Raw genomic sequence first — 13,372 nt, forward strand, 5'->3', positions numbered from 1 at the left:
CCGCCAAATGGCTGCCGGATTGACGATGATCGCTCCGGCAGCTCTAGCTCGCGGACTACAGACACATCCTAACGATTGATGTGCAGCTCTACCCGACGGTTTTTGGCGCGCCCCTCGTCGGTCGCGTTATCCGCCACCGGCTCGCTTTCGCCACGCCCTTCACTGGTCAGTTTGTTCGGCGCCAGGCCCTGACTCAGCAGATAAGCCGCCACGCTGCTGGCGCGCCGTTCGGAAAGCGCCTGGTTGTAGGCATCCGATCCTTTGCTGTCGGTATGGCCGATGACCTTGATGCTCACCACGTCGGCATTGCGCAGTTTGTCCATCAGCGTGTCGAGCTGGGCTTTCGCCGCCGGCGTCAGGTCGGACTTGTCGAAATCGAAGAGCACGTTGCCGGCATCGCTAAGGGTGATGACTTCGCTTTGCGGAGCCGGTTCGACAGGTTTTTCTGCCACCGGATACTGCGGCAGTGGACAGCCACGGTGATCGACCGGGGTGTTGGCCGGGGTATCGGGGCAACGGTCGCGGCGGTCGAATACGCCGTCGCCGTCTTCATCGCCGTCCTGGGCATAACAGATCAGTCCGCCGGTAAGTATCCCCAGCGCCGCGCCGCCACCGGCCCAGCCGCCACTTTCGATGGCGCCGAGACCGCCACCGACCAGCCCGCCAATAAGGCTGCAGATCGGCCACGTACGTTGATTGAGGGGTGCAGTGCCATCGCTGTGGGTGGCGCAACCGGTGAGCAAGCTGCCTAGCAGCAGCACCGGCAAGACGGACCTTGAGAAAACAGTCATTGTGAAAGCTCCTGTGTCACCGGCCCATACCGGTTACACAGGAGTAAAGACCCGCATCCGCGACTGCACAAGCCGCGGATGCGAGAGGGCTAGCGGACGATTTTGATTTCGGTACGACGGTTTTGCGCACGACCGTCAGCCGTTTTGTTGTCGGCGACAGGCTGGCTTTCACCCATACCGGACACCGAAACGAAGCTGGCGCGTGGCACACCTTGCTGGATCAGGTATTCCACCACCGAGTGCGCACGACGGTCCGACAGTTTTTTGTTGTAGGCATCGCTGCCCACGCTGTCGGTATGACCGGTCACGGTCAGTTGTGCAGTCGAGGATTCCTGTTTCAGGCGCGTGGCGACTTTGTCGAGCACTTGCTTGTCAGGGCCGGTCAACGTGGCTTTGTCGAACTGGAAGTGCACATCACGAATGACGATGGTTTCTTCCTTGACCACTACCGCTTCTTCGACCACGGCTGCAGGCGCTGGTGGTGGGCAACCGTCAGCGTCGACTTGCACGCCTTTAGGCGTGTGCGGGCACTTGTCGCGACTGTCTGGCACACCATCGCCGTCTTCGTCGCCATCACCGTGCACCCAGCAATAAGCCGCTGCCGTACCACCGACCAGCAATGCGCCGTAGCCGGCCCATGCCGAACTTTCGGTGGCGCCGAGACCGGCGCCGACCACACCACCGACCGCCGCACAGGTCGGCCAGTCGGTTTTCTGCAAACCTGCGCAACCAGTCAACACACTGGTTAGCAGAATCAAAGGTAATGCTGTCCGAACTATGCTCATCTGGTTTTCTCCTGAGGGATCGGCTTAGAACCGATTCAGGGAGTAAAGACCGGAGTTTTAATCTCCGCCAGCAATAGGCCACCGCTGTTTGCGACCGTGTTCACAGGACTTTGGCGCATTTGCCACAAACCTGCGCGGCAGGGCTCTTTGCCGCTGCAGTCAGGCAGGCTAGTCTTGGCGGTCTGATTGAGGAGCTTCGATGAACGTCGCCATTTCTTCCCGTACGCCGCAACAGGCGTTGGCCGCTTTGCTGGATCGTTACGCCCCGGCACGGCTGTTGCTGATCGGTGCCAGTGAGTTCCCCGCGCTGAGCGCTTTCAAACAAGCGCATCCAGACACTTGCGTGGCTCACGCCGCGCCCGGCGCCTTGCCGGCAGAACTGGCGGCAAGGCGTTTCGATCTGGCGCTGGTGGTCGATTGCCTGGAGCATTTGCCCAAACGCGACGGCCTGAACCTGTTGGGCGGTATCCGCAATCTCAACGCCAGCCGCATCGCGGTGCTGGCGGATCTGGCGGCCAGTGGCTGGCAGGAAACCGATTTCTACTCGCTGGCACTGCAAGCCAGCGAACGCTTCCAGCGTGACGATCAAGTGCTGACCCTGTTCACCTATGATCTGCTTGACTACAAACAAGTCCCCGACTGGCTCAATTCAAGGTTCTGGGCCAATCCGGAAAACTTCGGGAAATACTGGTGGTAATGCAATGAGTACAGCCATTTGCCCTTGCGGCAGCGGCAATCTGCTGGATGCCTGCTGCGGTCATTATCACGAAGGCCATCCGGCCCCGTGTGCCGAAGCCTTGATGCGTTCGCGCTACAGCGCCTACGTGCTCGGGCTCATCGACTATCTGGTGGCGACCACCCTGCCCGCTCAACAGTCGGGCCTTGATCGGCAGTCGATCAGTGCCTGGAGCGCACAGAGCACCTGGCTCGGCCTTGAGGTCGAAAGCTCGGAGGTCTTCGGCGGCCAGCCGGAACACGCCTTCGTCACCTTCACTGCGCGCTGGCACGACGACCAGGGCGAACACAGCCACCGCGAGCGCTCTTCGTTCGTACAGAACGCCGGCCGCTGGTACTTCATCGACCCGACGGTGCAGTTGAAACTGGGCCGCAATGACAGTTGCCCGTGTGCCAGTGGGCAGAAATTCAAGAAATGCTGTGCGGGGTATTTCGGCGTTTGAGATCAAAAGATCGCAGCCGTCGGCAGCTCCTACAAGTGAACGCATTCCAATGTAGGCGCTGCCGATGGCTGCGATCTTTTACCGTCTAGACTGGCAGCAAAGGGAGTCAATCCATGCTCGGTCACTGGCGCACACTGAAAACCCTCACCCTGCTGCTGTTTCTCGGGCTCAGCGGCTGCGCCTCATGGTTCAGCGACGACACCCGCGACCCCGCCGTGCATCTGGTGAAAGTCGAAGTGGTGCGCGCCAAGTTGCTCGAACAGAAATTCATCCTGCACTTTCGCATCGACAACCCCAACGACAGCGACTTGACCGTGCGCGGTCTGGAGTACCGCATCCATCTGGCCGACATGCTGCTGGCTGAAGGCGAGTATGAACACTGGATCACTGTCGGGCCGAAGCGCAGCGCCTTTTATAAAGTGCCGATTCGCACCAATTTGTGGCCACAGGTAAAAGAGGTGGTGAAAATGCTGAAAAGTCCAAATCAGCAGATTCCCTATCGGTTACAAGGCGAAATGGAAACCGGTTTATTCATCGCCCACTACGTGCACCTTGAGCGCAATAGCGTGATAATCCCGGCCGATTTAATTCCGGAGCAACACCGATGACTCAGCAACCTCATGTCCATGGCCCTGACTGCAACCACGATCATGATCATGACCATCATCACGATCACGATCACGATCATGGCCATGTTCACGGCCCGAACTGCGGCCACGCCCACCAGGAACCGGTGCGCAACGCCCTGAAAGACGTCGGCCGCAACGACCCTTGCCCATGCGGCAACGGCAAGAAATTCAAGAAGTGCCACGGCGCTTGATGCCTTGGGCGAAGAGCCTCTTCGCCTGACCTGCCGTCTTCGCGAGCAGGCTCGCTCCTACAGTTGACCGAGTTTCTTCAGTTGGAATGCGATCACTGTAGGAGTGAGCCTGCTCGCGATAGCGTTGGTAGATTCACCGCAAATATTCAGCCAGCCGCCAGAATCTGTCCGGCACTGATCACCGTCGCATACTCCCCGTGCAGATTCCCCAGCGACATCCCGTGCACCTCTTCAGCGGTTCGCAACGTGCCGAAGTAATCGGCCTTGTCGAAGGTGAAGCACGCATCCTCCGCCACCCAGGCATCGAACCCCAGATTGCCCGCCGTGCGCGCCGTGGACTCCACCGAGTTGTTAGTCGCCACGCCGACGATGACCAATTGCCCGATCCCCGCCTCACGCAACCGCGTCTCCAGTCCGGTGGCACAAAACGCATCCGGCACGTGTTTCTGCATCAGCCATTCGCCGTCCTGCGGCAAAAACCTTTGCTGAAACTCCACCCCTTCCTGTTGGGGCCAGAACACCGAACCCGGCTCACGTGATAGATGCTGCACATGGATGACCGGCCGCCCGCTGCACCGCCAAAGCCCCAGCAGATCAAGGATTCGCTCTTCAGCCTGCGGATTATTGCGCCGCCCCAAACGCGGCTGCAGGATGCCTTTTTGCTGGTCGATGATGATCAGTGCTGCGTTGGCCTGAAGCTCCATGGCGATTTTTCTCACGCGCGGTCATTGAATTTCTCGCACTTGAGCATCACTTGCTTCTACTAAGCAAGTCATCGAACACACAGGACGACCTGATGCCGGCGTTTGCTGTCCGCACGTAAGCCAATTTCTGTTTTGGAGCTTTCCATGATCGACCTGTATTACTGGACCACCCCCAACGGCCACAAAATCTCCCTGTTCCTCGAAGAAGCCGGCCTGCCGTACAAGGTGCACCCGATCAACATCAGTCAGGGTGAGCAGTTCCAGCCACACTTTCTGAAAATCGCCCCGAACAACCGCATCCCGGCCATCGTCGATCACCAGCCGGCCGATGGTGGTGAGCCGCTGTCGCTGTTCGAATCCGGGGCCATTTTGTTGTATCTGGCGGAGAAGACCGGCCAGTTCCTGCCGAAGGATCTGCGCGGTCGGCAAACGACGCTGCAATGGCTGTTCTGGCAAATGGGCGGATTGGGGCCGATGGCTGGGCAGAATCATCACTTCAGCCAGTTCGCGCCGGAGAAGATCCCTTATGCGATCAAACGCTACATTGACGAAACCGCCCGTTTATACGGCGTGCTGAACAAGCAATTGGCCGATAACGAATTTGTCGCGGGCAGCGAATACAGCATTGCCGACATGGCGATCTATCCGTGGATCGTCTCGCACAAGTGGCAGAGTCAGATCCTTGAGGACTTCCCGCATGTGCTGCGCTGGTTCAACCACATCAAGGATCGCCCGGCGACGGTGAAGGCGTATGCGCTGGTGCAGCAGGTCAACCCGGCAAAACCCTGATCCCAAGTGAGGGGCTTTTGTGGTGAGGGGATTTATCCCCGTTGGGCTGCGCAGCAGTCCTAATTCCTGCGACCAGGATGTGTCTGACACACCGTGATTGCAGGTTTTGGGGCTGCTTCGCATCCCAACGGGGCGGTGCGACGTTTCGCTAAATCCCCTCGCCACAGGTCTTGTGTTGTCCTCAGGTGAACGGTTTATCAGACAAATCCTGAAATAACCCCCGCCCCCGCTTGCGCGGCCACCTCCTGCTCACTAACGTAGCGCCTTTACTGACGCTACCCCCCGCAGGAGCTTTGCCATGGCCTCGCCAGCCCTCACACATTTTCTTCCCCGGTTCGGCGTTGCCGCAGCAGTGGCCGGTGTCTTGAGCCTGTCCGGTTGCCAGACCTGGAACGCTCAGGACACTCTCCCGCCCACCTCCGGCGTGCAACCGCTCAAGGGGCTGGCACAGAATGTTTCGGTGCGCCGCAATGCCATGGGCATGCCGCTGATCGAAAGCAACAGCTTCCACGATGCGCTGTTCACCCTCGGTTACGTCCACGCCAGCGACCGCATCAACCAAATGGTCACCCTGCGTCTGTTGGCTCAGGGCCGTCTGGCGGAAATGTCCGGCGCGTCGATGCTCGATGCCGACCGCTACATGCGTGCGGTCAACCTGAAGAAAAGCGCCGGTGAGCTGTACAAAGCCTCGTCGCCACGCCTCAAGCGTTTCTTCGAAGTCTATGCCCGGGGCGTCAACGCCTACCTGTTCCGCTATGCCGACAAGTTGCCGGGCGATCTCGCCTCCAGTGGCTACAAGCCTGAATACTGGAAGCCGGAAGATTCGGCGCTGATTTTCGCCCTGCTGAACTTCAGCCAGTCGGCCAACCTGCCGGAAGAAATTTCATCCCTGGTGCTCGCGCAAACCGTAACCACTGACAAACTCGCCTGGTTGACCCCGTCCGCTCCGGACGAGAATCTGCCGCTGACCGAGGCCGACAAGCTGCAAGGCCTCAAGCTCAACGGGCAAATTCCCGGCCTGACTGAATTGAGCAACGCCAGTCAGCAACTGTCGGCGCTGAACCTGCTCGGCACTCAGACTTCGAACAACTGGGCCATTGCCCCGCAACGCAGCCGCAGCGGCAAGAGCATTCTGGCCAGCGACAGCCATGGGCCATTGGCCGCGCCGTCGCTCTGGAGTTTCGTACAGATCCGCGCGCCGAAGTATCAAGCGGCAGGCGTGACCGTCGCCGGTTTGCCGATGGTGCTAGGTGGTTTCAACGGCAAAGTGGCGTGGAGCATGACCAGCGTGCTCGGCGACAACCAGGACCTGTTCCTGGAAAAAATTCGCCGTCAGGGCAGCAGCCTGACCTACGAGGTCAACGGCAAATGGCAGCCGCTGGGCGTGCGCAACGAAACCTATTTCGTCAAAGGCCAGCGGCCGATTCGCGAAGCGGTGTACGAAACTCGCCACGGCGCGTTGCTCAACAGCTCTCAAGCTGCCGCGCAAGGCAACGGTTTCGGCCTGGCGTTGCAGACACCGAGCTTTACCGATGACAAATCCCTCGACGCGTTTTTTGATCTGAGCCGTGCACAGAACGTTGAACGCGCCTCGGATGCGAGCCGCGAGATCCGCGCCATCGCGCTGAATCTGGTGTTCGCCGATGCCAGCAATATCGGCTGGCAGGTCACCGGGCGTTTCCCGAATCGTCGTGAAGGCGAAGGTTTGCTGCCCTCGCCGGGCTGGGAAGGTCGCTACGACTGGGACGGTTACGCCGACCCGATGCTGCATCCCTACGATCAGGACCCGGCACAAGGCTGGCTCGGCACCGCCAACCAGCGCGTGATCCCCCACGGTTACGGCATGCAACTGTCCAACTCCTGGGCCGCGCCGGAACGCGGCGAGCGCCTGGCGGAACTGGCCGGCAGCGGTAAGCATGACAGCCGCAGCGTGATCGCCATGCAGTACGACCAGACGACGACCTTCGCCGCCAAGCTGAAGAAAGTCTTCGAAGCGCCAGGCATGAAACAACCGCTGAAACAGGCGATCGATGCATTGCCGGAAGCGGATCGCAGCAAGGCCCGCGAGGCGCTCACCCGATTGATGGCGTTCGACGGCAAGCTCAGCCCGACCTCGGCGGATGCGGCGATCTATGAACTGTTCCTGCAAGAAAGCATGAAGCAGATCTTCCTCGACGAACTCGGCCCGGAATCCAGCCCGGCGTGGAAAGCGTTTATCGCCAATGGCGACTTGTCCTACGCAGCGCAGGCCGATCATCTGCTGGGGCGCGAAGACAGTCCGTTCTGGGACGACATCCGCACACCGCAGAAAGAGGATAAAGCGGTGATCCTCGCACGCAGTCTCGCGGCAGCGATCAGTGCGGGCGACAGCCAGTTGGGCGGCGATCACAGAGCCTGGCAGTGGGGCAAATTGCACAGCTACGTGTGGAAGAATGCTGCTGGCCAGACGGTTCGTGGACCACTGGCAGCCGGTGGCGATCACACCACGTTGAACACCGCGGCGTTTGCCTGGGGTCAGGATTTCACCACTACGCGTGCGCCATCGATGCGTTTTATCGTCGATTTCGGTCAGACCGAACCGCTGATGGGGCAGAACGGTACAGGGCAATCGGGTAATCCGGTCAGCCCGAATTACCTCAATGGCATTGATCAGTGGCTGAAAGGGCAATACATCGGCTTGCCGATGCAGCCGCAGAACTTTGACCGGGTGTATGGCAAAAACCGGCTGACCCTGACTCCGGGTAAATAAACAGCAAAATCAAAAGATCGCAGCCTTCGGCAGCACCTACAGAGATCCATGTAGGAGTTACCGAAGGCTGCGATCTTTTGCCGTTCAAATCTTCGAAAAATCCATAGAACTTCTTCAGCCGCGCAAACCTCATAGCTAACAAGCCCCCCCATTTCTGGTAACGACATGGATCTTGTTATCGCCCGCCCCGAAGGTTTGTACTGCCCCGCCGGGGATTTTTATATTGACCCCTGGCGTCCCGTCGAGCGCTCGGTGATCACCCATGCCCATGGCGATCACGCTCGTACCGGCAACCAGCATTACCTTTCCAGCAGCGCCAGCGAAGGGATTTTGCGCGCGCGTCTGGGGCAGGACATCAACCTGCAAACCCTAGCCTACGGCCAACGCTTGACCCACCACGGTGTCACCTTGAGTTTTCACCCGGCCGGGCATGTGCTCGGCTCGGCGCAGGTGCGTCTGGAATACGGCGGCGAAGTCTGGGTCGCCTCCGGCGATTACAAGATCGAACCGGACGGTACCTGCGCACCGTTCGAACCGGTGCGCTGCCACACCTTCATCACCGAATCGACCTTCGGCCTGCCGATCTACCGCTGGCAGCCGCAGGCGCAGGTGTTCAGCGAAATCAACGAGTGGTGGAAAGCGAATATCGCCGCAGAAAAAACCAGCGTGTTGTTCTGCTACTCGTTCGGCAAAGCCCAGCGGATCCTTCACGGCATCGACGAAACCCTCGGCCCGATCCTCAGCCACGGCGCCGTTGAACCCTTGAACCGCGTCTACCGCGACGCAGGCGTGTACCTGCCACCAACCCTCTATGCCGGTGACGTGAAAAAAAGTGACCCGCTCATGCGCCAGGCGCTGGTGATCGCCCCGCCTTCGGCCGGTGGCAGCACCTGGATGCGCCGTTTCGGCGATTTCAGCGATGCCTTCGCCAGCGGCTGGATGCGTCTGCGCGGCACGCGGCGGCGGCGCGGAGTGGATCGTGGCTTCGTGCTGTCCGATCACGCCGACTGGCCCGGTCTGCTCTGGGCGATCAATCAGACCGGCGCCGAACGGGTAATGGTCACCCACGGCTCGATCGGGGTACTTGTGCGCCATCTGCGCGAACAAGGTCTCGATGCCCAAGGCTTCAACACCGAATACGGCGATGACGAAGAAGAAAACATCGCTTCTCAACCGACCGTCGCCGAGATGCCAGCATGAAAGCCTTCGCCGAGTTGTACGCCGAACTCGACGCCACCACGTCCAGCAACGCCAAACTGGCGGCGATGCAAACCTACTTCGCCCAGGCCGAACCCCAGGACGCGGCCTGGGCGGTGTACTTTCTGTCCGGCGGCCGGCCCCGGCAACTGGTGCCGGTGCGGATCCTGCGCGAACTCGCCGTCGAAGTCTCGGGGCTGACGCCATGGTTGTTCGAGGAGTCCTATCAGGCTGTCGGCGATCTGGCGGAAACCATTTCGCTGGTGCTCCCGGAAAATCTGCACAGCTCCGAAGCCGGCCTCGCCGAGTGGATCGAGGACAAACTGCTGCCGCTGCGTGGTGAAACTCCGGAATTCCTGTCCCGGCAATTGCCGGCGTTGTGGGCGCAACTGGATCGGCCGAGCCTGATGTTGTGCATCAAACTGATCACCGGCAGTTTCCGTGTCGGCGTATCGAAATTGCTGGTAACTCGCGCACTGGCGTCGATGGCCGGGCTCGACAGCAAGCGTGTGGCGCAGCGACTGGTGGGTTATACCGACCTGTCGAATCGGCCCGACGCCGCCAGTTATCTGAAGCTGATCGCTGCCGAATCTGCCGACGAGCACGCTCAGCGCGGTGGCCAGCCGTACCCGTTTTTCCTCGCGCATGCCTTGTCGCAACCGGTTGAAGAGTTCGAGGCACTGATCGGCCCGGCGAGCGCTTGGCAGGTGGAATGGAAGTGGGATGGCATCCGCGCGCAAGTGGTCAAGCGTGACGGGCGGTTATGGGTGTGGTCGCGGGGTGAGGAACTGGTCACCGAGCGCTTCCCCGAACTCGATGTATTGGTCCACGGCTTGCCCGATGGCACGGTGATCGACGGAGAAATCGTGGTGTGGAAAAGCACCCATCCGCGCACCGAGGACGCCTTCGATCCGCAATCGCCAGCGCCACCCGCGGTGCAACCGTTCGCCCTGCTGCAACAACGGATTGGCCGTAAAACTCTCGACAAGAAAATTCTCGAAGACATACCCGTGGTGGTGCTCGCCTACGATTTGCTCGAATGGCAAGGCGAAGACTGGCGCAATCAGCCGCAGGCCAAGCGCCGTGCGCAATTGGAAGAAGTCATTGCCCGCTGCAACAGCCCGGTGCTGCTGCCCTCCCCGGTCTTGACCGGCACCGACTGGTTCGACCTCGCCCGGCAGCGTGAAGCGTCCCGGCGCCTGGGCGTCGAGGGCATGATGCTCAAGGCCCGCGACGCCTTGTACGGCGTCGGTCGCACCAAGGACATGGGCGTGTGGTGGAAGTGGAAGGTCGACCCGTTCAGTGTCGACGCGGTGCTGATTTACGCGCAGCGCGGGCATGGTCGCCGCGCCAGCCTGTACAGCGACTACACCTTTGCCGTGTGGGACGGCCCGCCCGAATCCAGTCAACGGGCATTGGTGCCGTTCGCCAAGGCCTATTCGGGGCTGACCGACGAGGAAATGCGCCAGGTCGACAGCATCGTGCGCAAAACCACGGTGGAGAAGTTCGGCCCGGTGAGCAGTGTGAAGCCGAGTCTGGTGTTTGAACTGGGGTTTGAGGGGATTGCCCTGTCGCGGCGGCACAAGAGCGGGATTGCGGTGAGGTTTCCCCGGATGCTGCGCTGGCGGCAGGACAAGACTGTGGATGAGGCGGACAGTCTTGCCACCCTGCAAGATCTCCTTGCCTGACCCCCTTTCCCGGGACACTGATCATTCGAATTGAATGACGACCTGTGGCGAGGGGATTTATCCCCGATCGACTGCGCAGCAGTCGCAAAACCTGAGCATGCAATTCTCCCTGATGAATGCTGGGGGCTGCTTCGCAACCCATCGGGGATAAATCCCCTCACTACAGGGAATGCATCGCCCGCGAAATGCCTGCATTGAACTTAAATGGTGCAAGGTTTTTACGACGCCCATTTCCGTGCACCAATCCCCCCTCTTCCCCCGCTTCCCACCTTTTAAAACACTTGTTCGGGACTCTGGTTCGGAAATTGCTACTTTCTATAGGTCGTACGCGTTCCAGTAACAATAATTCTGCGCCACAAGCGCTCATATTGGTTCTTAGGGATTGAATAATGAAAAAAGCATTGCTGACCCTTTCTGCACTGGCGTTGTGCATGGCCGCTGGCTCCGCGCTGGCCAAGGAATACAAAGAGCTGCGCTTTGGCGTTGACCCTTCGTACGCACCGTTCGAGTCGAAAGCGGCCGACGGCAGTCTGGTGGGCTTCGACATCGATCTGGGTAACGCGATCTGCGCCGAACTGAAGGTCAAGTGCAAGTGGGTCGAAAGTGACTTCGACGGCATGATTCCGGGCCTCAAGGCCAACAAATTCGACGGTGTGATCTCGTCGATGACCGTGACCCCGGCCCGCGAAAAAGTCATCGACTTCTCCAGCGAGCTGTTCTCCGGCCCGACCGCTTACGTGTCGAAAAAAGGTTCCGGCATCACCGCAGACGTCGCGTCGCTGAAAGGCAAAACCGTCGGTTACGAGCAAGGCACCATTCAGGAAGCCTATGCCAAAGCCGTGCTGGACAAGGCCGGCGTGAAAACCCAGGCCTACCAGAACCAGGATCAGGTGTATTCCGACCTGACCTCCGGCCGTCTCGACGCAGGCATTCAGGACATGCTGCAAGCCGAACTGGGCTTCTTGAAGTCGCCACAGGGCGCCGACTATGACGTCAGCAAGCCAGTCGACAACGAATTGCTGCCAGCCAAAACCGCTGTCGGTATTAAGAAAGGTAACACTGAGCTGAAGGCGCTTTTAGATAAAGGTATCAAAGCGTTACACGATGACGGCAAATACGCCGAGATTGAAAAGAAACACTTTGGCGATCTGAATCTGTACAGCGGCAAATAATGCCCCGGCGCCCATCCTCGATGGGCGCCTTTTCCATCCGCTCAGGTTGCTGATTTATGTTCGAAACCCTCCTGCAAAATCTGGGGCTATCCGCCTTCAGCCTCAAGGGCTTCGGCCCGTTGCTGCTGGAAGGCACCTGGATGACCATCAAATTATCGGCGTTGTCGCTGTTGGTGGCCGTGTTGCTCGGCCTGCTCGGCGCCAGCGCCAAACTGTCAAAAATCAAACTGGTGCGCCTGCCCGCCCAGCTCTACACCACGCTGATTCGCGGGGTGCCGGATCTGGTGCTGATGCTACTGATCTTCTACAGCCTGCAAACCTGGCTGACGACGCTCACCGACTACATGGAATGGGAATACATCGAAATCGACCCGTTCAGCGCCGGGGTGCTGACCCTGGGTTTCATTTATGGCGCGTATTTCACCGAGACTTTCCGCGGGGCGATCCTCGCCGTGCCGCGTGGTCAGGTCGAAGCGGCCACCGCGTACGGACTCAAACGTGGCCAGCGCTTTCGCTTTGTGGTGTTCCCGCAAATGATGCGCTTCGCCCTGCCGGGCATCGGCAATAACTGGATGGTGATGCTCAAGGCCACCGCGCTGGTGTCGATCATCGGCCTCGCCGATCTGGTCAAAGCCGCGCAGGACGCCGGTAAAAGCACCTATCAACTGTTCTACTTCCTGGTCCTCGCCGCTTTGATCTACTTGCTGATCACCAGTGCCTCGAACTTCATCCTGCGCTGGCTCGAACGCCGCTACGCCGCCGGTGCCCGGGAGGCCGTACGATGATCGAACTTCTGCAGGAATACTGGAGAGCCTTCCTTTATACCGATGGCCAGAACATCACTGGCCTGGCGATGACGATGTGGCTGCTCAGTGCCTCGATCTTCATCGGTTTCCTGGTGTCGATTCCGTTGTCGATCGCCCGGGTTTCCAGCCACTTCTACGTTCGGTGGCCGGTGCAGTTCTACACCTACCTGTTCCGCGGTACGCCGCTGTATATCCAGTTGCTGATCTGCTACACCGGGATCTACAGCCTCGCGGCGGTGCGTGCGCAGCCGATCCTCGACAGTTTCTTTCGCGATGCGATGAACTGCACGATCCTCGCCTTCGCCCTGAACACTTGCGCGTACACCACGGAGATTTTCGCCGGGGCGATCCGCAGCATGAACCACGGCGAAGTCGAAGCGGCCAAGGCCTATGGTCTGACAGGCTGGAAGCTGTATGCCTACGTGATCATGCCGTCGGCGCTGCGCCGTTCGTTGCCGTACTACAGCAACGAAGTGATCCTGATGCTGCACTCGACCACCGTGGCCTTCACCGCGACCATACCCGACATCCTGAAAGTCGCACGGGACGCCAACTCGGCGACCTTCCTGACCTTTCAGTCGTTCGGCATCGCCGCGCTGATCTACCTGACCATTACCTTTGCGCTGGTCGGCCTGTTCCGCCTCGCCGAACGCCGATGGCTGGCCTTCCTCGGGCCGACACACTAGGAAACCT

Annotated in this window: 14 protein-coding genes; 11 read left to right on the forward strand and 3 right to left on the reverse strand. The window is 59.8% G+C overall.

Annotated features, from left to right (window positions below):
• Positions 1–68: 68 nt before the first annotated feature.
• Positions 69–791 carry an OmpA family protein gene (locus tag JFT86_RS24565; RefSeq protein ID WP_201238820.1) on the reverse strand — a complete coding sequence of 241 codons (723 nt, stop codon included), beginning with the start codon at positions 789–791 and terminating at the stop codon, positions 69–71.
• An 89-nt stretch (positions 792–880) separates the two neighbouring features.
• Positions 881–1,576 (reverse strand): OmpA family protein, encoded by a 696-nt coding sequence (locus JFT86_RS24570; protein ID WP_201238821.1) that lies wholly within the window; start codon positions 1,574–1,576, stop codon positions 881–883.
• A 199-nt stretch (positions 1,577–1,775) separates the two neighbouring features.
• On the opposite strand from JFT86_RS24570, the gene JFT86_RS24575 reads away from it, so the two are divergent.
• The 4 genes from JFT86_RS24575 to JFT86_RS24590 all read left to right on the forward strand — a co-directional run bounded on the left by JFT86_RS24575 (position 1,776) and on the right by JFT86_RS24590 (position 3,574).
• Positions 1,776–2,273, forward strand: coding sequence for a DUF6231 family protein (locus JFT86_RS24575; RefSeq protein ID WP_201238822.1), 498 nt, complete (start codon positions 1,776–1,778; stop codon positions 2,271–2,273).
• Positions 2,274–2,277: 4 nt separating this feature from the next.
• Complete coding sequence (locus JFT86_RS24580) at positions 2,278–2,754, forward strand: YchJ family protein (RefSeq protein WP_201238823.1); 477 nt, start codon at positions 2,278–2,280, stop codon at positions 2,752–2,754.
• Positions 2,755–2,867: 113 nt separating this feature from the next.
• The gene (locus tag JFT86_RS24585; RefSeq protein ID WP_103306588.1) at positions 2,868–3,362 is read left to right on the forward strand and encodes an LEA type 2 family protein; all 495 of its coding nucleotides are present in this window, start codon (positions 2,868–2,870) and stop codon (positions 3,360–3,362) included.
• Entirely contained in the window at positions 3,359–3,574 is a 216-nt protein-coding gene (locus JFT86_RS24590; RefSeq protein WP_047300006.1) for an SEC-C metal-binding domain-containing protein, read from the forward strand. The genes JFT86_RS24585 and JFT86_RS24590 overlap by 4 nt, the downstream gene beginning before the upstream one ends.
• A 146-nt stretch (positions 3,575–3,720) precedes the next feature.
• Here the strand turns inward: JFT86_RS24590 and JFT86_RS24595 are convergent, their stop codons facing one another.
• The gene (locus tag JFT86_RS24595; protein WP_201238845.1) at positions 3,721–4,278 is read right to left on the reverse strand and encodes a cysteine hydrolase family protein; all 558 of its coding nucleotides are present in this window, start codon (positions 4,276–4,278) and stop codon (positions 3,721–3,723) included.
• A 144-nt stretch (positions 4,279–4,422) separates the two neighbouring features.
• Between JFT86_RS24595 and JFT86_RS24600 the strand changes: the two genes are divergently transcribed.
• The 7 genes from JFT86_RS24600 (at position 4,423) to JFT86_RS24630 (ending at position 13,365) form a co-directional block, all read left to right on the forward strand.
• On the forward strand, positions 4,423–5,067 hold the full coding sequence (locus JFT86_RS24600; RefSeq protein ID WP_201238824.1) for a glutathione binding-like protein: 645 nt from the start codon (positions 4,423–4,425) through the stop codon (positions 5,065–5,067).
• Between the two features lie 298 nt (positions 5,068–5,365).
• The gene (locus JFT86_RS24605) at positions 5,366–7,816 is read left to right on the forward strand and encodes a penicillin acylase family protein (RefSeq protein ID WP_201238825.1); all 2,451 of its coding nucleotides are present in this window, start codon (positions 5,366–5,368) and stop codon (positions 7,814–7,816) included.
• A gap of 165 nt (positions 7,817–7,981) precedes the next feature.
• Positions 7,982–9,016, forward strand: coding sequence for a ligase-associated DNA damage response exonuclease (locus JFT86_RS24610; RefSeq protein ID WP_201238826.1), 1,035 nt, complete (start codon positions 7,982–7,984; stop codon positions 9,014–9,016).
• On the forward strand, positions 9,013–10,701 hold the full coding sequence (locus tag JFT86_RS24615) for an ATP-dependent DNA ligase (RefSeq protein WP_201238827.1): 1,689 nt from the start codon (positions 9,013–9,015) through the stop codon (positions 10,699–10,701). The genes JFT86_RS24610 and JFT86_RS24615 overlap by 4 nt, the downstream gene beginning before the upstream one ends.
• A gap of 389 nt (positions 10,702–11,090) precedes the next feature.
• On the forward strand, positions 11,091–11,873 hold the full coding sequence (locus JFT86_RS24620) for a transporter substrate-binding domain-containing protein (RefSeq protein WP_201238828.1): 783 nt from the start codon (positions 11,091–11,093) through the stop codon (positions 11,871–11,873).
• Between the two features lie 56 nt (positions 11,874–11,929).
• A complete protein-coding gene (locus JFT86_RS24625) occupies positions 11,930–12,658 on the forward strand; it encodes an ABC transporter permease (protein ID WP_103306583.1) in 729 nt (242 codons plus the stop codon).
• Entirely contained in the window at positions 12,655–13,365 is a 711-nt protein-coding gene (locus tag JFT86_RS24630; protein ID WP_103306582.1) for an ABC transporter permease, read from the forward strand. Before JFT86_RS24625 ends, JFT86_RS24630 begins: the two co-directional genes overlap by 4 nt.
• Positions 13,366–13,372: the final 7 nt, after the last annotated feature.

Origin of the sequence: Pseudomonas sp. TH06 (genome assembly GCF_016651305.1) — a bacterium.
Classification (GTDB): Bacteria; Pseudomonadota; Gammaproteobacteria; order Pseudomonadales; family Pseudomonadaceae; genus Aquipseudomonas.